This is a genomic window from Pantoea sp. JZ2 (assembly GCF_035191405.1).
GTDB lineage: Bacteria > Pseudomonadota > Gammaproteobacteria > Enterobacterales > Enterobacteriaceae > Pantoea > Pantoea stewartii.
On sequence record NZ_CP045247.1, the window covers coordinates 3,954,365 to 3,975,244 of the forward strand.

The 20,880-nt window shown below is 55.3% G+C and carries 14 protein-coding genes and 1 riboswitch; of the genes, 10 read left to right on the forward strand and 4 right to left on the reverse strand.

Going from position 1 to position 20,880, the window contains the following annotated elements; genetic code table 11:
- Nucleotides 1-105: 105 nt before the first annotated feature.
- Nucleotides 106-597 (reverse strand): acetolactate synthase small subunit, encoded by a 492-nt coding sequence (gene ilvN, locus GC087_RS19205; protein ID WP_006117664.1) that lies wholly within the window; start codon nucleotides 595-597, stop codon nucleotides 106-108.
- Nucleotides 598-599: 2 nt separating this feature from the next.
- A complete protein-coding gene (gene ilvI, locus GC087_RS19210) occupies nucleotides 600-2,324 on the reverse strand; it encodes an acetolactate synthase 3 large subunit (protein ID WP_006117663.1) in 1,725 nt (574 codons plus the stop codon).
- Between the two features lie 903 nt (nucleotides 2,325-3,227).
- Between ilvI and leuA the strand changes: the two genes are divergently transcribed.
- The 4 genes from leuA to leuD are packed head-to-tail and all read left to right on the forward strand — an operon-like array spanning nucleotide 3,228 to nucleotide 7,902.
- Complete coding sequence (gene leuA, locus GC087_RS19215) at nucleotides 3,228-4,790, forward strand: 2-isopropylmalate synthase (RefSeq protein WP_006117662.1); 1,563 nt, start codon at nucleotides 3,228-3,230, stop codon at nucleotides 4,788-4,790.
- A 2-nt stretch (nucleotides 4,791-4,792) separates the two neighbouring features.
- On the forward strand, nucleotides 4,793-5,884 hold the full coding sequence (gene leuB / locus GC087_RS19220) for a 3-isopropylmalate dehydrogenase (RefSeq protein WP_006117661.1): 1,092 nt from the start codon (nucleotides 4,793-4,795) through the stop codon (nucleotides 5,882-5,884).
- Nucleotides 5,885-5,888: 4 nt separating this feature from the next.
- Entirely contained in the window at nucleotides 5,889-7,286 is a 1,398-nt protein-coding gene (leuC, locus tag GC087_RS19225) for a 3-isopropylmalate dehydratase large subunit (protein WP_006117660.1), read from the forward strand.
- A 10-nt stretch (nucleotides 7,287-7,296) separates the two neighbouring features.
- Nucleotides 7,297-7,902: a 3-isopropylmalate dehydratase small subunit gene (leuD, locus tag GC087_RS19230; protein WP_324029063.1), complete on the forward strand. Its 606-nt coding sequence runs from the start codon at nucleotides 7,297-7,299 to the stop codon at nucleotides 7,900-7,902.
- 73 nt (nucleotides 7,903-7,975) lie between these two features.
- Here leuD and GC087_RS19235 read toward each other — a convergent pair whose 3' ends face one another.
- Entirely contained in the window at nucleotides 7,976-9,154 is a 1,179-nt protein-coding gene (locus GC087_RS19235; RefSeq protein ID WP_033740244.1) for an MFS transporter, read from the reverse strand.
- A gap of 253 nt (nucleotides 9,155-9,407) precedes the next feature.
- Between GC087_RS19235 and sgrR the strand changes: the two genes are divergently transcribed.
- The 4 genes from sgrR (at nucleotide 9,408) to thiQ (ending at nucleotide 14,510) form a co-directional block, all read left to right on the forward strand.
- Entirely contained in the window at nucleotides 9,408-11,069 is a 1,662-nt protein-coding gene (sgrR, locus tag GC087_RS19240) for an HTH-type transcriptional regulator SgrR (RefSeq protein WP_324029065.1), read from the forward strand.
- A gap of 35 nt (nucleotides 11,070-11,104) precedes the next feature.
- Nucleotides 11,105-11,209: riboswitch (TPP riboswitch) on the forward strand.
- A 43-nt stretch (nucleotides 11,210-11,252) separates the two neighbouring features.
- Nucleotides 11,253-12,239: a thiamine ABC transporter substrate binding subunit gene (gene thiB / locus GC087_RS19245; protein ID WP_039339092.1), complete on the forward strand. Its 987-nt coding sequence runs from the start codon at nucleotides 11,253-11,255 to the stop codon at nucleotides 12,237-12,239.
- Nucleotides 12,215-13,825 carry a thiamine/thiamine pyrophosphate ABC transporter permease ThiP gene (gene thiP, locus GC087_RS19250; protein ID WP_324029067.1) on the forward strand — a complete coding sequence of 537 codons (1,611 nt, stop codon included), beginning with the start codon at nucleotides 12,215-12,217 and terminating at the stop codon, nucleotides 13,823-13,825. Before thiB ends, thiP begins: the two co-directional genes overlap by 25 nt.
- Nucleotides 13,809-14,510: a thiamine ABC transporter ATP-binding protein ThiQ gene (thiQ, locus tag GC087_RS19255; RefSeq protein ID WP_006117655.1), complete on the forward strand. Its 702-nt coding sequence runs from the start codon at nucleotides 13,809-13,811 to the stop codon at nucleotides 14,508-14,510. Before thiP ends, thiQ begins: the two co-directional genes overlap by 17 nt.
- On the opposite strand, the gene GC087_RS19260 is transcribed toward thiQ, so the two are convergent.
- A complete protein-coding gene (locus GC087_RS19260) occupies nucleotides 14,507-15,271 on the reverse strand; it encodes a DedA family protein (RefSeq protein WP_006117654.1) in 765 nt (254 codons plus the stop codon). The genes thiQ and GC087_RS19260 overlap by 4 nt on opposite strands.
- Nucleotides 15,272-15,438: 167 nt before the next feature.
- Here GC087_RS19260 and polB point away from each other — a divergent pair, with 167 nt between their 5' ends.
- A complete protein-coding gene (gene polB, locus GC087_RS19265; protein ID WP_324029069.1) occupies nucleotides 15,439-17,799 on the forward strand; it encodes a DNA polymerase II in 2,361 nt (786 codons plus the stop codon).
- A 155-nt stretch (nucleotides 17,800-17,954) separates the two neighbouring features.
- Nucleotides 17,955-20,861 carry an RNA polymerase-associated protein RapA gene (gene rapA, locus GC087_RS19270; RefSeq protein WP_324029071.1) on the forward strand — a complete coding sequence of 969 codons (2,907 nt, stop codon included), beginning with the start codon at nucleotides 17,955-17,957 and terminating at the stop codon, nucleotides 20,859-20,861.
- The last annotated feature ends 19 nt before the right edge of the window (nucleotides 20,862-20,880 follow it).

A 20,880-nucleotide genomic window follows, 5' to 3' on the forward strand; every position in this document is an offset into this window, starting at 1 on the left:
GCGCGGAGCAACCGCTTTTCTGATGGTGAACCTTGTTCTGCACAAAAAAGAAAAAACCCGGCATTTCGCCGGGTTACATTCGTTTTAGATCGTTACGGCGCGTGATTAACGCATTATCCGTTCGCCACGTGAAACACCGACGATGCCGGAGCGCGCGACTTCTACAATTTCAGCCACTTCGCGTACCGTGCTTAAGAATGCATCCAGCTTATCACTGGTGCCTGCCAGCTGAACCGTGTAAAGCGAAGGCGTCACATCAATAATCTGGCCCCGGAAAATTTCTGCGCTGCGCTTTACCTCTTCGCGGCCATAACCTGTCGCCTGAATTTTCACCAGCATAATTTCACGTTCGACGTAAGCGCCCTGCCCTAACTCGGTCACACGCAAAACATCGACCAGCTTGTGCAGCTGTTTCTCAATCTGCTCCAGGACTTTCTGGTCGCCAACAGTCTGAATCGTCATGCGTGACAGCGTAGGATCGTCCGTGGGTGCAACCGTCAGGCTCTCAATGTTGTAGCCACGCTGTGAAAACAGGCCAACAACACGAGACAATGCGCCGGATTCGTTTTCCAGCAAAACCGATAAAATGCGACGCATAATTAAGTCCTCTCCGTTTTGCTCAACCACATCTCATCCATACTGCCACCGCGAATCTGCATCGGGTAAACATGCTCACTGCCGTCAACGTTAACATCAACAAACACCAGTCGTCCTTTTGCCAGAGTTTCCAGTGCCAGCGTCAGCTTCTCTTCCAGCTCCGCAGGATGACTGATGGCAATGCCTACGTGACCATAGGCCTCCGCCAGGCGAACGAAATCAGGCAATGATTCCATATAAGACTGAGAATGGCGGCCAGAGTAAATCATGTCCTGCCACTGTTTCACCATGCCCAGGAAACGGTTGTTCAGGTTCAGCACTAATACCGGCAGATCATACTGGAGCGCGGTCGAAAGCTCCTGAATGTTCATCTGAATACTGCCATCGCCCGTCACGCAAATCACCGTTTCGTCAGGCAGCGCCATTTTGACACCCAGCGCGGCAGGCAGGCCGAAGCCCATGGTGCCGAGGCCACCAGAGTTAATCCAGCGACGGGGTTTATCAAAGGTGTAGTAGAGCGCGGCAAACATCTGATGCTGCCCTACGTCCGATGTCACGTAAGCATCACCATTAGTAAGACGGCAGATGGTTTCGATCACGGCCTGGGGTTTGATTTTGTCACTGGTACGATCGTAGGCAAGGCACTGACGTCCGCGCCAGGTCTCAATCGACTGCCACCAGTCACGCAGACTGTCTAACTGCTGCTTCGCCTCCGTGTGATCAAGCAGTTCCAGCATCTGCTGTAACGTCTGTTTTGCATCGCCCACAATCGGAATATCCGCGGAGACCGTTTTGGAAATCGACGTCGGATCGATATCAATATGCATCACGGTGGCGTTCGGGCAGTATTTTGCCAGATTGTTGGTGGTGCGATCGTCAAAACGTACACCAACGCCGAAGATCAAATCGGCATTGTGCATCGTCATATTCGCTTCGTAGGTGCCGTGCATACCGAGCATACCTACGCACTGGCGATGGCTGCCAGGGAACGCGCCCAGCCCCATCAGTGAAGTCGTGACCGGAATATTCAGACGCTCAGCCAGCTGCAACAGCTCGGCTTCACACGACGACGTAATGGCACCGCCGCCGGCATAGATAACCGGCTTATGCGCCGCCAGTAAGGTTTGTAACGCACGCTTAATCTGGCCTTTATGGCCCTGAATTGTCGGATTATACGAGCGCATGCTCACTTCCTGCGGATAGTGATAAGGCAGCTTATTCGCAGGATTAAGGATATCTTTTGGCAGATCGATAACCACCGGTCCCGGGCGACCGCTGGATGCCAGCCAGAACGCTTTTTTCAGTACCGTCGGGATCTCTTCGGTGTTTTTCACCAGAAAACTGTGTTTCACCACCGGGCGGGAAATCCCCACCATGTCACATTCCTGGAAGGCATCATAACCAATCAGCGAAGACGGCACCTGACCCGACAGAATGACTAACGGAATAGAATCCATATAGGCGGTCGCGATACCGGTGATCGCATTGGTTGCACCCGGCCCGGACGTCACCAGCACCACACCGACTTCACCGGTTGCGCGTGCCAGACCATCGGCCATGTGGACCGCACCCTGCTCGTGGCGGACCAGAACATGGTCGATGCCCCCCACAGTTTGCAGTGCATCATAGATATCGAGTACTGCGCCACCCGGATAACCGAACACTTGCTTCACGCCCTGGTCGATCAACGACCGGACGACCATTTCGGCTCCTGACAACATCTCCATTTTCTGCCTCCCGGCTTGAGGAACTGAATCCACTGGCGACGGCTTTTCCGCTAGCCATATGTATCCTGCCCTGTTTCGCCAATTAAAATCAAAACCTTATGTTTTTGCTAAGACCGCAGAACTCATTTCTGCGATCCAGATACAGAGAATTCTGCTGGGTTAATTTTTCTAAGAGTAGGTCGATTACCATAACCGTAGAAAAACGGGCTGGCAAACGCCAAACGCATTTGATGAAAGGCGGCGGGATTCAAAGCCTCTGCCCGCCAACTTTTGCCTGCGATTATTAAACTAAATACGTTCAATAATGGCAGAGGAAAATGCTGTGAATGATATTTTTTGTAGCCATATCTAAGAAATAAAAAAAACCTATGACGAACGGACTCAGCCAGCCATCTTTTCCTCATGCGTTTTTATGGCGTAATTATCTTATAAAAATTTAAAGCGCATGAGATTATGCTGCCTGAGATGGCCTGATTATGGATAAAGCGATACTGGAATATTAATTTGTCATTATATTTCATCACCTTAAAAAGCAGCCTTTCTTCTGTAACCCCGTATCAGCAGTAATGAACGTCATGGGTTCTGTCCGCCTCGTTTAATACTCTGTGAGCGTCAAAAATGTCAGAACATTTTTCTTTGTGGCGGCTGAAAATAACCCTTCGCTTATGGTTGACATCGATTGTTGATTCCAGTACCAATAGATGCAGCAAAAAATTCACGGGGTTTGAAACATGTCACGTTCTTTTCGTCTATCAGGTCTACTACTTATCGCAAATTCTCTGCGCGGTAGACTTGTGGGCGAAATCAAACACTGATTCGAACCTGCTAAAAGTAAAAAACCCGCGCCTGTCGCGGGTTTTTTTATGCTCGTTGCAAGGCAAGAAACGCAAAAGGATGAACACGATGAGCCAGCAAGTTATTATTTTCGATACCACTCTGCGTGATGGTGAACAGGCCTTACAGGCCAGCCTGAGTGTGAAAGAAAAACTGCAGATTGCGTTAGCGCTGGAACGTATGGGCGTTGATGTGATGGAAGTCGGCTTCCCCGTCTCGTCACCAGGTGATTTTGAATCCGTACAAACCATTGCGCGTACTATTAAAAACAGTCGGGTTTGCGGCCTGGCGCGCTGCGTTGAGCAGGACATTGATGCCGCCTACGAATCATTGCGGGTTGCCGAGGCCTTCCGAATCCATACCTTTATTGCCACCTCGCCGATGCATATCGCCACGAAACTGCGCAGCACCTTACCCGAGGTAATTGAGCGGGCGGTGCGCATGGTAAAACGTGCCCGTAACTATACGGACGATGTTGAATTCTCCTGTGAAGACGGTGGTCGTACGCCCATTGACGACCTGTGCCGCATGGTCGAAGCCGCCATAAATGCGGGCGCAACCACCATCAATATCCCTGATACCGTTGGCTATACCCTGCCGAATGAATACGCCAACATTATCAGCCAGTTAATCAACCGCGTACCGAATATCGACAAAGCGATTCTGTCTGTGCACACACACGACGATTTAGGCATGGCCACCGGCAATGCGATTGCAGCGGTGCAGGCCGGGGCGCGTCAGGTGGAAGGGACATTGAACGGCCTGGGCGAACGTGCCGGTAACTGTGCGCTGGAAGAAGTGATCATGGCGATTAAAACCCGCCAGCAGATCATGAATGTCCATACCAACATTCACCATCATGAAATTTATCGTACCAGCCAGATGATAAGCCAGATCTGCAATATGCCGATTCCGGCCAACAAAGCGGTTGTCGGATCGAACGCGTTTGCCCACTCGTCGGGCATTCATCAGGACGGCGTGATTAAGAATCGTGAAAACTATGAAATCCTGACGCCAGAATCCATTGGCCTGCATAAAATTCAGCTTAATCTGACATCCCGTTCCGGTCGTGCAGCGGTAAAACATCGCATGGAAGAGATGGGCTACACAGAGAGCGAATACAATCTGGATTCCCTGTATGACGCTTTCCTGAAACTGGCGGACAAGAAAGGTCAGGTTTTTGACTACGACCTGGAAGCGCTGGCTTTCATCGACAAACAAAACGAAGAGCCTGAATTTTTCCAACTGAATGATTTCACTGTGCAGTCAGGCTCCAGTATTACGGCGACCGCGTCGGTCAATCTGGGTTGTGGCGAACAGACGAAATCAGAAGCGGCGACCGGGAACGGTCCGGTTGATGCGGTTTATCAGGCCATTAACCGAATTACCCAGTTCAATGCCGAGCTGGTTAATTACAAGCTGACGGCAAAAGGCCACGGCGAAAATGCCCTGGGCCAGGTCGATATTGTGGTGAGCTACAACAACCGCAAATTCCACGGCGTTGGTCTGGCAACAGATATCGTCGAATCGTCTGCCAAAGCGATGGTGAACGCCTTAAACAACATCTGGCGAGCCAAACAGGTCGAGAAAGAGTTACAGCGCAAGTCTAAAGATCAGAAGGAAACGGTGTAATCATGTCAAACTCTTCACATATCGCAGTACTGGCGGGCGACGGTATCGGCCCGGAAGTGATGGCGCAGGCTATCAAGGTATTAGATGCCGTTCGTCAGCGCTTTAATCTGCGTATTACCACCAGCGAATACGATGTGGGCGGCATCGCGATTGACCGCCATGGTGAACCGCTCCCCCCGGCCACTGTAGCCGGTTGTGAGCAGGCTAATGCGATTCTTTTCGGTTCCGTGGGCGGGCCAAAATGGGAACACCTGCCCCCGGCTTCCCAGCCCGAACGTGGCGCGCTGCTTCCCCTGCGTAAGCATTTTAAACTGTTCAGTAACCTGCGCCCGGCGGCGCTGTACAGCGGTCTCGAAGCGTTTTGTCCACTGCGCAGCGATATCGCGGCACGCGGTTTCGACATTCTGTGTGTCCGTGAACTGACCGGCGGCATCTATTTTGGTCAGCCGAAAGGACGTGAAGGCAGCGGTCCGCATGAACGCGCGTTTGATACCGAAGTCTACCATCGCTTTGAAATCGAACGTATTGCACGTCAGGCTTTCGAGTCCGCCCGCAAGCGCCGCAACAAAGTGACCTCCGTGGATAAAGCCAACGTACTGCAAACCTCGGTCATGTGGCGCGAGATCGTCAACGAGATTGCGAAAGATTATCCCGATGTGCAGTTGAGCCATATGTACATCGACAATGCCACCATGCAGCTGATTAAAGATCCTTCTCAGTTCGACGTGCTGCTGTGCTCAAACCTGTTTGGCGACATTCTGTCAGACGAGTGCGCGATGATCACCGGTTCTATGGGCATGCTGCCCTCAGCCAGCCTGAGCGAAGACGGCTTTGGCCTCTACGAACCGGCTGGCGGCTCCGCACCGGATATCGCCGGGCAGAACATTGCCAACCCGATTGCTCAGATTTTGTCGCTGTCACTGCTGCTGCGCTACAGCCTGAACGCCGATGAGGCCGCTGCCAGTATTGAACGCGCCATCAGCCGTGCGTTAGCCGAAGGTTACCGCACCAAAGATTTAGCCGGTGATGGCCCTGCGATTAGCACCGATGAGATGGGCAGCATCATTGCTCGCTTTGTCGCCGAGGAAAAATAATAAAATGAAAACTTTATACCAGAAGTTATTTGATGCACATGTCGTTCACGAAGCGCCGAATGAAACGCCGCTGCTCTATATTGACCGTCACCTGATTCATGAGGTGACCTCACCGCAGGCGTTTGATGGCTTGCGGGCGCACGGTCGTAAAGTGCGCCAGCCGTCGAAAACCTTCGCCACCATGGATCACAACGTTTCTACCCAGACCAAAGATATTCATGCCTCGGGTGAAATGGCCCGTATTCAGATGCAGGAGCTGATCAAGAACTGTGCGGAATTTGGCGTGCAGTTATATGACCTGAATCACCCGTTCCAGGGCATCGTGCACGTCATCGGTCCGGAACAAGGCATGACCTTACCGGGCATGACCATTGTCTGCGGTGACTCGCACACGGCTACACACGGCGCTTTTGGCTCGCTGGCCTTCGGTATCGGTACCTCTGAAGTCGAGCATGTTTTTGCCACCCAAACCCTGAAACAGGGCCGTGCTAAAACCATGAAGATTGAAGTGACAGGTACGGTTGCCCCGGGCATTACGGCGAAAGATATCGTGCTGGCCATTATCGGCAAAACCGGCAGCGCGGGCGGTACCGGCCATGTTGTCGAATTCTGTGGTTCCGCGATCGAAGCGCTGAGCATGGAAGGCCGCATGACGCTGTGTAACATGGCTATCGAGATGGGCGCAAAAGCCGGTCTGGTAGCCCCCGATGAAACCACCTTCGCCTACCTGAAAGGACGTCAGTTTTCACCGGAAGGTGAGAAATGGGCGCAGGCCGTTGAATACTGGCGCACGCTGAAGTCCGATCCGGACGCGAAATTTGACCGCGTCGTGACGCTGCGTGCAGAAGAGATCGCCCCGCAGGTTACCTGGGGAACGAACCCTGGGCAGGTTATCGCGGTGGATGCGCAGATTCCCGACCCGGCCTCGTTTGCGGATCCCGTGGAGCGGGCATCCGCAGAGAAGGCGCTGGCTTATATGAACCTGCAACCCGGTATCAAACTGACCGACGTCAGCATCGATAAAGTCTTTATTGGTTCCTGCACTAACTCGCGCATCGAAGATCTGCGCGCCGCCGCCGCGATTGCCAAAGGGCGTAAAGTTGCGCCGGGCGTTCAGGCTCTGGTGGTGCCAGGTTCAGGCCCGGTTAAAGCCCAGGCCGAAGCCGAAGGGCTGGATAAGATCTTTATTGAGGCCGGATTTGAATGGCGCCTGCCTGGCTGCTCCATGTGTCTGGCGATGAATAACGACCGCCTGAATCCCGGCGAGCGTTGTGCTTCAACCAGTAACCGTAACTTCGAAGGCCGCCAGGGCCGTGGCGGACGGACACATTTGGTCAGCCCGGCGATGGCCGCTGCTGCTGCCGTTAATGGCCATTTCGCTGATATTCGCAGCCTGACATAAGGACTCCATCATGGCAGAAAAATTTACGCAACATACGGGTTTGGTGGTGCCACTGGATGCCGCTAACGTCGACACCGACGCCATCATTCCAAAGCAGTTTTTGCAGAAAGTGACGCGTGTTGGTTTCGGTGCGCATCTGTTTAACGACTGGCGTTTCCTGGACGATCACGGCCTGGAGCCTAATCCGGATTTCGTGCTCAACTTCCCGGAGTACAAAGGGGCATCCATCCTGCTGGCACGTGAAAACTTTGGCTGTGGTTCGTCACGTGAGCATGCGCCATGGGCACTGACCGATTACGGTTTTAAAGTCGTCATCGCGCCGAGCTTTGCCGATATTTTTTATGGCAACAGCTTTAATAACCAACTGCTGCCGGTCACGTTGACTGAGGAGCAGGTAGACGAATTGTTTACCCTGGTAAAAGCCCGTCCGGGCATCCGCTTCGAAGTGGATCTGGAAGCGCAGGTGGTTAAAGCCTGCGACAAGACCTACAGCTTTAAGATTGATGATTTCCGTCGCCACTGCATGCTGAACGGGCTGGACAGCATCGGCCTGACGCTGCAGCACGAAAGCGCGATTTCAGCTTACGAAAATAACCAGCCCGCCTTTATGCGCTAAGCTTCGTTATCACCGTACGGCCCGGTCTGCTGACCGGGCTTTTTTTTTGCCCTGCGCATCTCACAGGCGCGGATCACGCCTCTTTGACTCTTCTGATCATCACCAACGTAACCAGCGAAATCGCTGCAATCACCCAGTACACACTGCCGTGCCCAAAATGTTCAACCAGCGCACCCTGACATAGCCCCGCCAGGATAATCCCGGTCGAAATGCTGTTAGTAAACAGGGTGGTGGCCGCGCCCGCCCGTCCAGGCATCAGATCCTGAAACCACAACATGCCAATGCCTGCGACCACGCCGATAAACAGGGCGTTAAACACCTGCAGGATCAGCAGCGCCAGATGGCTGTGAAACAGGATAAGGCCGCTGTAGAACACGACGGCAGCAGCCACGGCGGCGGCCATCATATTCCGCTTGCCCCATCGTTTGGCGTAAAAGCCCGCCACGATCATGACCGGGATCTCCAGCCCGGCAGCCGTACCCATTAAGATTCCGGCCAGATTTTCAGGTAAGCCCAGATCCGTACTGATCCATAACGGCATGTCGATGATATACATGGTGTTGCAGGTCCACATCAGCGTCGATGCGGCAAACAAAATACGCACATCACGAATACGCCAGCCACTCAGCGGAATTCCGCCTGACTGCATCAGGGACGCGGTGCGCGGCACCGAGGGCACCGTGAACCAGATCAGCAGAAAACAGAGAAAAAACAGCCCGGCGGCCACGCTGAACAACGTGACAAAGCCAAAATTCAGCGCCAGCGCAAATGACAATGGCGGGCCAATCACCCAGGCCAGCGAGACCTGAGCACGCATGACAGAGCTGAACATCACCACTTCGCGCGAAGCACTGTCGGCATATTCACGCGCCAGGGCAAAAAGCTGCGGCATGGCGACATTCGCCAGCGACGACAGCAGTACGCCCAGCGTTATCAGCGTCAGATAATGGCGGGTAAAGGCGAACAGGAGCGCGTTTGCCAATGCCAGCATGCAGCACAGCAAGATGATATTGCGGCGATCGCCGACCCGGTCGGAACGTTTTGCGATCATCATGCTCACCACAATCCCGGCAACGGCATTGAGGGTAAAAAACAGCCCAACCCACAGCGGCGGCACCTGCACTTCTCGCGATAAAAACAGGCTCAGCGTCGGTGCCTGAAGCGCGCCCGCTACGCCGAGGATAAAGGCGGTCACCATAAAAGCGAAAAACACTGGATTGAAACGGCGCGAGAATGCTAACAAAGATTTCATGCCTTATCCCTGACAGAACAACAATAGAAACGGGAAGCGTGTCCCCCGACCATAACCTGCAACGTAAAAAAAACCAGCAGAATAACTCTGCTGGCAAAATCGTAGCACACTACTCAGAAGGGACGGGCATCGCTGCCGTCCATGTCAGAGCGCCATCCATCGCTGAATGCCTCCCGCTCTTCCAATGCGAGAAAGTTTGCCTCTAAAATAGGGCAGGAAAAACAGAGCAGGTTTCAGAGGGAGTTCCTCTTTTATGTCGTCATCACGTCTGAAGCAGCAGTTCATTCGTCTGTGGCAGAGCTGTCAGGGGCAATCGCAGGAAACCACCCTGGGTGAGCTGGCCGACGCCCTGCACTGTTCACGTCGCCATATGCGGAACCTGCTTAACAGGATGCAGGAAGCCGGCTGGCTCACCTGGCAGGCGGAGGCCGGACGGGGCAAGCGATCCGTGCTCACCTTCTGCTACACCGGACTAACCCTGCAGCAGCAGCGCGCTGAAGACCTGCTGGAACAGGATCGTATTGATCAACTGGTGCAGCTTGTCGGCGATAAAGATCAGGTCAGACAGATGATCAGCGCGCATCTGGGCCGCAGTTTCCGGCAGGGAAAACATATTCTTCGCGTCCTCTACTACCGCCCTCTGCTCAATCTGCTGCCTGGATCGCCCCTGCGTCGGTCAGAAACCCATATCGCTCGCCAGATTTTTAGCGGTCTGACACGCATAAATGAGGAAAAGGGGGAAATCGAAGCCGATATCGCTCATCACTGGCAGCAACATTCGGATCGACACTGGCGCTTTTATTTACGTCCGGCTATCCGTTTCCATCATGGCCGGGAACTCGACATGGACGATGTGATTGCCAGCCTTGAGCGCCTGCGCCAGCATCCGCTGTTTTGCCATCTTCAGCGACTTGACTCCCCTGCCCCCTGGACGCTGGATATCTATTTAGATCAGCCCGACAGCTGGCTACCCTGGCTGTTGGGCAGCGTCAGCGCCATGATTCTGCCGCGCGAGTGGCCCGATATGCGCGATTTTGCCCGTCAGCCCATAGGGACAGGGCCCTATCGGGTCATCCGCAATCAGCAAAGTCAGCTGAAGATCGAAGCCTTCGACGACTACTTTGGCTATCGCGCCTTGATCGATGACGTGTCGGTATGGGTGCTGCCCGAGATCAGTGACGAAGTGGTTTATGCCGGTGTTCGCCTGCAGGGCGAACAGGCCGATGAGAAACAGGAAGAGAGTCGGCTTGAAGAGGGCTGCTACTTTTTACTGTTTGACCAGCGCTCCGCGAAGGCAGGCGAACCGGGCATTCGACGCTGGCTTAGCTTCCTGCTTAACCCCATTGCCTTACTGAACAATGCGGATCTGGGCTACCAGCGTTACTGGTTTCCTGCTTACGGCCTGCTGCCCCGCTGGCACCACCGGCGTGATTTGACACCGGTAGAAAAACCCGCAGGCCTGACACACCTGACGCTGACCGTTTATAACCAGCACATTGAGCACGTCAGTATCACCGATGCCTTGCGTCCACTACTGGCGCAACACGACGTGACGCTGGACGTGCGTGAGGTCAGTTATGAATCCTGGCATCAGGGCACAGGTGAAAGCGATATCTGGCTCGGCAGCGTCAACTTTACCCTGCCCCTGGACTATTCTCTGTTTGCGCTGTTATACGAAGTCCCGTTGTTGCAGCACTGCCTGCCGGTGAACTGGCAGCAGGATGCTGCGCGCTGGCGTAAGAAAACGCTCCCCCTTGCTGAATGGGCGAAACAGCTGGTTGAAAGCAACTGGCTTCATCCGTTGTTTCATCACTGGCTGCTGCTGGAAGGCCAGCGCAGTATGCGCGGGGTACGGATGAATACGCTGGGGTGGTTTGACTTTAAATCCGCCTGGTTTGCACCGCCCACGCTGTGATCCTTTCCCGGCGGGCATTAAATGACTAGAATGTGACGTTCTCAACGGGGTGCCTCTTTCCATCATGTCAGAGCGCTGAGATATACCCGTCGAACCTGAATCGGTTAATGCCGACGTAGGGATTTGAGAGGCAACTTTGCTCAGATCCTTTGCGACTCAACCCTGCCGCTATAGGAGCGCAAAGTGTTAAAAAACGTCCTGCCCGTGCTGCTGTTACTCTCTGCCCCGGTCTTCGCGGCCAAACCTGTCCTGACGGTTTACACCTATGATTCGTTTTCCGCTGACTGGGGACCCGGTCCGGCCGTTAAAAAAGCCTTTGAAACCCAGTGCGGTTGCGAACTGAAATATGTGGCCCTGGAAGACGGGGTTTCGCTGCTGAATCGCGTCCGTCTGGAAGGCAAGAACAGCAAGGCCGATGTGGTCTTAGGGCTGGATAACAACCTCCTGCAGGCCGCGCAACAAACCGGGCTGTTTGCCAAAAGCGACGTTGATACCGGTAAATTGCAGGTTCCCGGCGGCTGGAAGGACACCACCTTTGTGCCCTTCGATTACGGCTACTTCGCGTTCGTCTATAACAAAAACACGCTGAAAAATCCACCAAAGAGCCTGAAAGAACTGGTCGAAAGCCCCGAAAAATGGCGCGTGATTTATGAAGATCCCCGCACCAGCACGCCGGGCCTTGGCCTGCTGCTGTGGATGCAAAAAGTCTACGGAGACAAGGCGCCTGAAGCCTGGCAAAAGCTGGCAAAGAAAACCGTCACGGTGACCAAAGGGTGGAGTGAAGCCTACGGTCTGTTTCTGAAAGGCGAGAGCGATCTGGTGTTGAGCTATACCACGTCGCCGGCTTATCACATTATTGAAGAGAAGAAGGATAACTATGCCGCGGCACCGTTTGCCGAAGGCAACTATCTGCAGGTGGAAGTGGCAGCCCGCCTGGCTAACAGCAAACAACCAAAACTGGCAGAGCAGTTTATGCAGTTCATGGTCACGCCCGCTTTCCAGAATACGATTCCAACCGGCAACTGGATGTACCCGGTGATCAAAACCGACCTGCCTGCAGGCTTTGCTTCACTCAGCGTGCCGAAAACGGCATTACAGTTTTCGCCTGAAGCCGTCGCCAGCCACCGTTCACAATGGGTCAGCCAATGGCAACGCGCCGTGAGTCGCTGATCCCCTTCTGGCTGATTCCGGGTTCACTCGCCACGTTGCTGCTTTGCAGCGTGGCGTTGTCAGCTTTTGCTGCACTGTGGATGGCGGCCCCGGCGACCGACTGGCGCGCGGTTCTGCAGGATACCTATCTGCATCATGTGATTGGCTTTTCATTTACGCAGGCGCTGCTCTCCGCCCTGCTCTCTTTGCTGCCGGCCATTCCGCTGTCCCGGGCTCTCTATCGACGCCGTTTTCCTGGCCGTCAGGGATTATTACGCCTGTGCGCCATGACGCTGGTCTTGCCGGTGCTGGTCGCGGTATTTGGTCTGCTCACTGTCTATGGTCGGATGGGCTGGCTGGCCCGGCTTTGCGCCTGGCTTGGCGTGGACTATCACTTCTCGCCTTACGGGCTTCAGGGCATTTTGCTGGCCCATGTTTTTTTCAACCTGCCGCTGGCCACGCGCCTGATGCTGCAGGCGCTGGAAAGCATTCCGGCCGAACAGCGTCAGCTTGCTGCACAGCTGAATATCCGTGGCTGGCATCACTTTCGGCTCCTTGAATGGCCGTGGCTACGTCGCCAGTTACTGCCTACCGGTGCGTTGATTTTCATGCTCTGCTTCGCCAGTTTTGCCACGGTTCTTTCACTGGGTGGCGGGCCGCGGGCCACCACTATCGAACTGGCCATTTTTCAGGCTTTAAGTTACGACTACTATCCGGGACGCGCCGCACTCCTCGCGTTGATTCAGCTTTGCTGCTGCCTGGTATTGGTGCTTCTCAGTCAGCGCTTCAGTCACGCCATTCCCGCTGGCAACACGCAGCGCCAGGGCTGGCGCGATCCGCAGGATTCCGTGCTGGCGCGCATCAGTGACATTGCTCTCATCGGTTTAGCCTTGCTGTTACTGCTACCGCCCCTGATCGCAGTGATTATTAATGGCCTGGACGGCGGACTGCGCGGCGCCTTGCAACAACCGGCGTTGTGGCAGGCAACATTCACCTCACTGCGCATCGCCCTGGGCGCTGGCGTGCTGTGCGTGTTACTGACGACCATGCTGCTCTGGAGCAGCCGCGAACTGCGCCTGCGCCAGCGTAAACTCGCCGCACAATTTATGGACACCAGCGGCATGCTGATTCTGGCCATGCCGGGTATCGTGCTGGCAACCGGCTTTTTCCTGCTGCTGAATGCCACAACAGGGCTGCCCGATGCGGCGGATGGCGTAGTGATGTTCGCCAATGCACTGATCGCCATTCCCTATGCCCTGAAAGTGCTGGAAAACCCGATGCGGGATATCGCAGAACGCTACAACCACCTGTGCGGCGCATTAGGGATCAGCGGATGGAACCGCCTGACGCTGATAGAACTCCGTGCACTGAAGCGGCCACTGGCACAGGCGCTGGCGTTTGCCTGCGTACTGTCAATTGGAGACTTTGGCGTCGTGGCGCTGTTCGGTAACGCCGATTTCCGTACGCTGCCGTTCTACCTCTATCAGCAGATTGGTGCCTATCGCGGGGCCGACGGAGCCGTTACCGCATTACTGTTGCTGGTGCTCTGCCTGTCTCTGTTTACTCTGATGGAAAAATTACCGGGGCGCCATGCTGACACTGAATAATCTGACTTACCTTTATCAGCATTTGCCGATGCGTTTTTCCCTTCACGCCGGGCGCGGCGAACGGCTGGCGATTCTTGGTCCAAGCGGCGCGGGTAAGAGTACGTTGTTAAATCTGATTGCCGGCTTTCTGCCCGTCAGCCAGGGCAGTCTGATAATGGATGGCGTCGATCATACCCACAGCGTGCCCGCTCAGCGCCCGGTATCGATGCTGTTTCAGGAAAACAACCTGTTTCCGCATCTCAGCGTGGAACAGAATCTGGGGCTGGGCTTACACCCCGGGCTCAGGCTGACTGCGGATCAGCGTCAGCAGGTCGCCACCATTGCACAGCAGGTCGGGCTCAGTGAGATGCTGTCGCGCCTGCCAGGCCAGCTCTCAGGTGGACAACGTCAGCGCGTAGCGCTGGCACGCTGCCTGCTGCGCGAGCGGCCGGTATTACTGCTGGATGAACCTTTCTCGGCGCTTGATCCGGCACTGCGTGGCGAGATGCTCAACCTGGTGCGTACCGTCTGCGAAGCCCGTGAAATCACATTACTTATGGTGTCGCACAGTCTTGAAGATGCGCAGCAGATTGCGCCACGCAGCGTGGTGGTGGTAGATGGACGGGTTTACTGGGATGGCGCAACGGACCGGCTGCTGTCAGGGGACGTGCGGGAAGCCGATGTGCTCGGCATCCCACGTCGTTAACCGATAAAGACCTGCCACAGCAGGTGGCGGAAAACTGGCATCATCGGGTGAAACTGAATACCGACGAAGGCCGCAACGGCCACGACCAGGCCCAGTGGCGCGAGCCAGCGCAGTCGTTCAGGCGGCAAATACGCGGTGGCCCAGTCGCGGGTCTTTTCACCGCGCCACCAGCGCCAGCACAGCCAGCATCCCAGCCACACCACAAGGGCAACGGCAACCAGCAGCCAGATAAAGTGACCGCCCTGGGCTTCTTTCGGGACATCAATCGCCACGCCTGCCAGAATCCCCGGCAACAGATAAAGCGGGGGCCATAAAATACAGCCGATCAGATTGGGGGGCAGAAACTTGCGTACCGGCAATTCCAGCATACCTGCCGCCAGCGGGATCAGCGGGCGAGTGGGGCCCACAAAACGGCCGACCAGAATGGTAAACATGCTGTGCTGATACAGCGCATGTTCGGTTTTATCCAGCAGCCCTTTGTATTTTTGCAGGTATTTCCAGCGATGAAGCGGCCCCTGAAATTTCCAGCCAATCCCGTAAGAAACCCAGTCGCCAAGCAGACAACCGACGAAGCCAGCGGCCCAGGCGGGATACAAACCGATCTGCCCACTGCCCACCAGCGCGCCAAGGCTCGCCATCATCACGGTGCCGGGGAGCAGCAGCCCCACAAACGCCAGTGACTCCAGAAACGTCACCAGCGCCACGGCAAACAGCGCCCACTCCAGCGACTGTGTAATCAGGTGTTGAACCCAGGCTTCCATATCAATCCTCAGAAAAAGCAGAAGGCTGGATTGTCCAGAGCAGACATCACAGCGTCAAGGCAAGAATTGTAGGCCAATATTGACAAAACGCACCGGGAGACACTGTATAAATATCCATGTTATACTTTTTAACCGCATGTCCGATTCGCTATCAGCCTGGAGAATACGTGAATAAGCCCCGCGCAGGGTTTCTGCTGAGCCGTCACTGGCGCGATACGCCGCAAGGCACCGAAATTACGCTCTGGCTGGCCACCAATGACGGTGCTCAGCGCGTCGTGCTGCCTGTGCAGGAATCGGTGACGTTTATTCCCTGCGAGTACCAGGCGCAGGTCGAAACGCTGCTACAGGACGAGCGCCAGGTGCGCATGCAGCCTCTCCAGTTAACCGATTTTCGCCGCCGGCCGGTATTTGGCCTTTACTGCCGCCAGCATCGCCAGCTTCAGTGGATTGAAAAGAAACTGCGCGAAAACGGCATTCCCCTTTACGAATCCGATATTCGTCCGCCTGAACGCTATCTGATGGAACGGTTTATCACCGCGCCCGTGTGGTTCGATGGTGACGCGCAGGGCGATGCGCTGGTTAACGCCCGGCTCAAACCGCATCCTGACTACCGCCCACCGCTGAAATGGGTCTCACTGGATATCGAAACCACCCAGCATGGCGAGCTTTACTGCATCGGCCTTGAAGGCTGCGGCCAGCGTCAGGTTTACATGCTGGGACCGCCTAACGGCGATGCCAGCGCACTGGATTTCGAACTCATTTACCTGGAAACCCGCCCTCAACTGCTGGAGGCGCTCAATCGCTGGTTTGCCGACCACGACCCCGATGTGGTGATCGGCTGGAACGTGGTGCAGTTTGACCTGCGCGTTCTGCAGAAACATGCCGACCGCTATGGCATTCCGTTACGCCTGGGCCGCCAGCAGGCTGTACTGGAATGGCGTGAGCACGGTTTTAAACCCGGCGTGTTTTTTGCCCAGGCGCCAGGTCGGCTGATCATTGATGGTATTGATGCGCTGAAATCCGCCTTCTGGGATTTCCCCTCTTTTAGTCTGGAGTCGGTTTCACAACAACTGCTCGGCGAAGGCAAAGCTATTGATAACCCGTGGCAGCGCATGGAAGAGATAAACTGGCGTTTTGCCAACGATAAACCGGCGCTGGCACGCTATAACCTGAAGGACTGCGAGCTGGTCACACGCATCTTCCATAAAACCGAGATCATGCCGTTTTTGCTGGAGCGCGCCGCCGTTAACGGGCTGGCGGTCGATCGCCACGGCGGCTCTGTGGCGGCCTTCAGCCATCTGTATATCCCCCGCATGCATCGGGTTGGTTTTGTCGCCCCCAATCTCGGCGATGTTGCGCCGGAAGCCAGCCCCGGCGGCTATGTGATGGATTCCCGGCCAGGCCTGTATGATTCCGTATTGGTGCTGGATTACAAAAGTCTTTATCCCTCGATTATCCGCACCTTTCTGATCGATCCCGTCGGCCTCATCGAAGGGCTGGCGCACCCAACGGATGCGGATTCGGTGCCCGGCTTTCGTGAGGCGCGCTTCTCACGCGAAACGCATTGCCTGCCCGCGATTGTGGAACAGATTTGGCAGGGGCGCGAAACCGCGAAAAAACAGGGCAATAAGCCCCTGTCGCAGGCCCTGAAAATCATTATGAATGCGTTTTATGGCGTGCTGGGCACCAGCGCCTGCCGCTTTTTTGATCCTCGCCTGGCCTCGTCGATTACGCTGCGCGGTCATGCCATCATGCAGCAAACCCGCGAGCTTATTGAAGCCGAAGGCTATGATGTGATCTATGGCGATACGGATTCTACCTTTGTCTGGCTCAAGTCCGCCCGGGATGAAGCCGAGGCGGAAGCAACAGGCCGCGCACTGGCCGCGAAGGTCAATGACTGGTGGCGTGAACATCTCCAGCAGCAATATGGCCTGACAAGCGCACTCGAACTGGAATATGAAAATCACTTTTGCCGTTTCCTGATGCCGACCATTCGCGGTGCCGAACAGGGCAGTAAGAAACGCTACGCGGGATTAATTCGTGAAGGCGACAGTGAACGTATGGTATTTAAAGGGCTGGAGTCCGTCCGGACCGACTGGACGCCACTGGCGCAGCAGTTTCAGCAGGAACTCTACAGCCGGATATTTCATCGTCAGCCCTGGGAAGAGTACGTCCGCACAACCGTAACACAGCTGCTGGCGGGCGAACTGGACGATCAGCTCATTTATAAGAAACGCCTGCGTCGTCCGCTGAAGGAGTATGAACGCAATGTGCCGCCTCACGTGCGCGCCGCCCGTCTGGCGGATGAACACAACCGTAAACTGGGTCGGCCGCTGCAATATCAGACCGGTGGCCGTATTCGCTATGTGATAGCGACGGGTGGCCCCGAACCCGTTGAAGCCCGGACCACGCCGCTCGACTACGATCACTACGTCACGAAACAGCTGCAACCTGTTGCCGAAGGCATTTTGCCTTTCGTCGAGGGTGACTTTGCTACACTGATTACCGGGCAACTGGGGCTTTTTTGACAGGTGACGAATGCCCTGCCATCCAGTACCATAACGCCCTTCCTCAAAACTCACCGCTCTGACATACGCACCAGGCCCCTTTTGCCTGGTTGACATGCTATTGCCTGAGAATGGGGAACACCTTCAAAAACGTTAAAAATTCGAGCAAAAATTATATGGTTTTTACATTAGGTCAGCGTTGGATTAGTGATACAGAAAGTGAACTGGGATTAGGTACCGTGGTGGCGATCGATACTCGCATGATCACGCTGCTCTTCCCGGCCACAGGGGAAAATCGCCTCTACGCTCGCAGCGACTCGCCCGTCACCCGCGTGATTTTTAACCCGGGCGATACCGTGACCAGCCATGAGGGCTGGCAAATGCGGGTGGATGAAGTCCGTAATGACAATGACCTGATAACCTATATCGGTACGCGCCTGGATACTGAAGAAACCAACGTGATGCTGCGTGAAGTCATGCTCGACAGCAAACTGGTGTTCAGCAAGCCCCAGGATCGTCTGTTCGCTGGCCAGCTCGATCGCATGGATCGCTTCGCCCTGCGTTTTCGTGCGCGTAAATATCAAAGTGAACAGTACCGCCTGCCCGTCAGTGGCCTGCGTGGGATGCGTACCAACCTGATTCCCCACCAGTTGCATATCGCCCATGATGTGGGCCGTCGCCATGCACCGCGCGTTCTGCTGGCGGATGAAGTGGGTCTGGGTAAAACCATCGAAGCCGGTATGATCATTCAGCAGCAGCTGTTGGCTGGCCGCGCTGAGCGCGTACTGATTGTGGTACCAGAAACGCTGCAACATCAGTGGCTGGTTGAAATGCTGCGCCGCTTCAACCTGCGCTTTGCGCTGTTCGATGACGATCGTTACGCTGAAGCCCAGCACGACAGCGACAATGCCTTCGACACGGAACAACTGATTATCTGTTCGCTGGACTTTGTCCGTCGCAATAAGCTGCGTCTTGATAAGCTGGCCGACGCGGACTGGGATCTCCTGGTGGTCGATGAAGCGCATCACCTGGCCTGGTCTGAAGGTGAGCCAAGTCGTGAATATCAGGTCATTGAAAAGCTGGCCGAAAACACACCAGGCGTCCTGCTACTGACCGCCACGCCAGAACAACTGGGCATGGAAAGCCACTTCGCACGCCTGCGCCTGCTCGATCCCGATCGTTTCCACGACTTCGCCGCCTTCGTCGAAGAGCAACAGCATTTCCGTCCGATTGCCGATGCGGTCACCTCCCTGCTGGCGGATAATCCCATCTCGCAAGACGAGATGAATATGATTAATGAGCTGGCTGGCGAGCAGGATATCGAACCGCTGCTACAGGTCGCCAACAGTGACCGCGAGGGCAAACAAGAGGCGCGCCAGGAACTCATTTCCATGCTGATGGATCGCCACGGCACCAGCCGCGTGTTGTTCCGTAACACCCGTAACGGCGTGAAGGGCTTCCCGAAACGGGAATTGCATACCATTCGCCTGCCGTTGCCGGCTCAGTACCAGACGGCCATCAAAGTTTCCAGCATCATGGGCGCGCGTAAAAGCGCCGAAGAACGCGCGCGCGACCTGCTCTATCCGGAGCAGATTTATCAAGAGTTTGAAGGCGACACCGGCACCTGGTGGAACTTCGATCCACGTGTAGAATGGCTTATGGGCTATCTGACCAGCAACCGTAAAGAGAAGGTGCTGGTGATTTGCGCGCAGGCCGCAACCGCTCTGCAACTGGAGCAGGTATTACGCGAGCGTGAAGGTATCCGTGCCGCCGTGTTCCACGAAGGGCTGTCGATTATTGAACGCGATCGGGCTGCGGCCTGGTTTGCCTCAGAAGAAAACGGCGCACAGGTTCTGCTGTGTTCAGAAATCGGCTCTGAAGGCCGTAACTTCCAGTTCGCCAGCCGCCTGGTCATGTTCGATCTGCCGTTTAACCCGGACCTGCTGGAGCAGCGCATCGGTCGTCTGGATCGTATCGGTCAGGCGCATGACATTCAGATTCTGGTGCCATGGCTGGAAAAAACCGCTCAGGCGGTCCTGCTGCGCTGGTATCACGAAGGGCTGGATGCCTTTGAGCACACCTGTCCGACCGGCAGAACCCTCTATGACAGCGTGCACGCTGAACTGATTAATTATCTGGCTGCGCCGGAAAACAGTGAAGGCTTTGATGACTTTATCGACGCCTGCCGTAAACAGCATGACGCGCTGAAATCTCAGCTTGAACAAGGTCGGGATCGGTTACTGGAGTTGAACTCGAACGGCGGCGACGCCGCGCAGATGCTGGCGAATACCATTGCCGAGCAGGATAACGACACCGAGCTGGTCAACTTTGCCCTGAATCTGTTTGATATCGTGGGCATCAATCAGGAAGATCGTAGCGATAACCTGATTGTGCTGACGCCGTCAGATCATATGTTAGTCCCGGATTTCCCGGGCTTACCTGAAGACGGTTGCACCATCACGTTCAACCGCGATCAGGCCCTGTCGCGTGAAGATACCCAGTTTATTACCTGGGAACATCCGCTGATCCGTAACGGCCTGGATCTGATCCTGTCGGGCGACACGGGCAGTTGTGCGCTGTCGCTGCTGAAGAATAAGGCATTGCCTGTCGGCACGCTGCTGGTAGAACTGATTTACGTGGTGGAATCTCAGGCACCTAAGCATCTGCAGTTAACCCGTTTCCTGCCGCCAACGCCTGTGCGTTTGCTGTTAGATCGCAAGGGCACTAACCTGGCAGGTAAAGTGGAGTTCGAGAGCTTCAACCGTCAGTTGAATGCGGTCAACCGCCATACAGGCAGTAAGCTGGTGAACGCCGTTCAGCAGGATGTTCACGCTATTCTTACCCTGGCGGAAAAAGAAGTCGTCAGCGAAGCACGTGCCATAATCGATACGGCACGGCGCGAAGCGAGTGAAAAGCTGGGGGCCGAGTTATCGCGTCTGGAAGCCCTGAAAGCCGTCAACCCCAATATTCGTGACGATGAAGTTGACGCGCTGGAAAGCAATCGCGAGCAGGTGCTGGAAAGTCTGGATGAAGCCACCTGGCGCCTGGATGCGCTGCGTCTGATTGTGGTTACGCATCAGTAAGTTCAGGGCCGCAAGGCCC

Excerpts from the sequence above, each read along its gene's own strand:
- ilvN (WP_006117664.1), bottom strand. The coding sequence starts at position 597 with ATGCGTCGCATTTTATCGGTTTTGCTGGAAAACGAATCCGGCGCATTG.
- ilvI (WP_006117663.1), bottom strand. The coding sequence starts at position 2,324 with ATGGAGATGTTGTCAGGAGCCGAAATGGTCGTCCGGTCGTTGATCGAC.
- leuA (WP_006117662.1), top strand. The coding sequence starts at position 3,228 with ATGAGCCAGCAAGTTATTATTTTCGATACCACTCTGCGTGATGGTGAA.
- leuB (WP_006117661.1), top strand. The coding sequence starts at position 4,793 with ATGTCAAACTCTTCACATATCGCAGTACTGGCGGGCGACGGTATCGGC.
- leuC (WP_006117660.1), top strand. The coding sequence starts at position 5,889 with ATGAAAACTTTATACCAGAAGTTATTTGATGCACATGTCGTTCACGAA.
- leuD (WP_324029063.1), top strand. The coding sequence starts at position 7,297 with ATGGCAGAAAAATTTACGCAACATACGGGTTTGGTGGTGCCACTGGAT.
- GC087_RS19235 (WP_033740244.1), bottom strand. The coding sequence starts at position 9,154 with ATGAAATCTTTGTTAGCATTCTCGCGCCGTTTCAATCCAGTGTTTTTC.
- sgrR (WP_324029065.1), top strand. The coding sequence starts at position 9,408 with ATGTCGTCATCACGTCTGAAGCAGCAGTTCATTCGTCTGTGGCAGAGC.
- thiP (WP_324029067.1), top strand. The coding sequence starts at position 12,215 with ATGGCAACGCGCCGTGAGTCGCTGATCCCCTTCTGGCTGATTCCGGGT.
- thiQ (WP_006117655.1), top strand. The coding sequence starts at position 13,809 with ATGCTGACACTGAATAATCTGACTTACCTTTATCAGCATTTGCCGATG.
- GC087_RS19260 (WP_006117654.1), bottom strand. The coding sequence starts at position 15,271 with ATGGAAGCCTGGGTTCAACACCTGATTACACAGTCGCTGGAGTGGGCG.
- rapA (WP_324029071.1), top strand. The coding sequence starts at position 17,955 with ATGGTTTTTACATTAGGTCAGCGTTGGATTAGTGATACAGAAAGTGAA.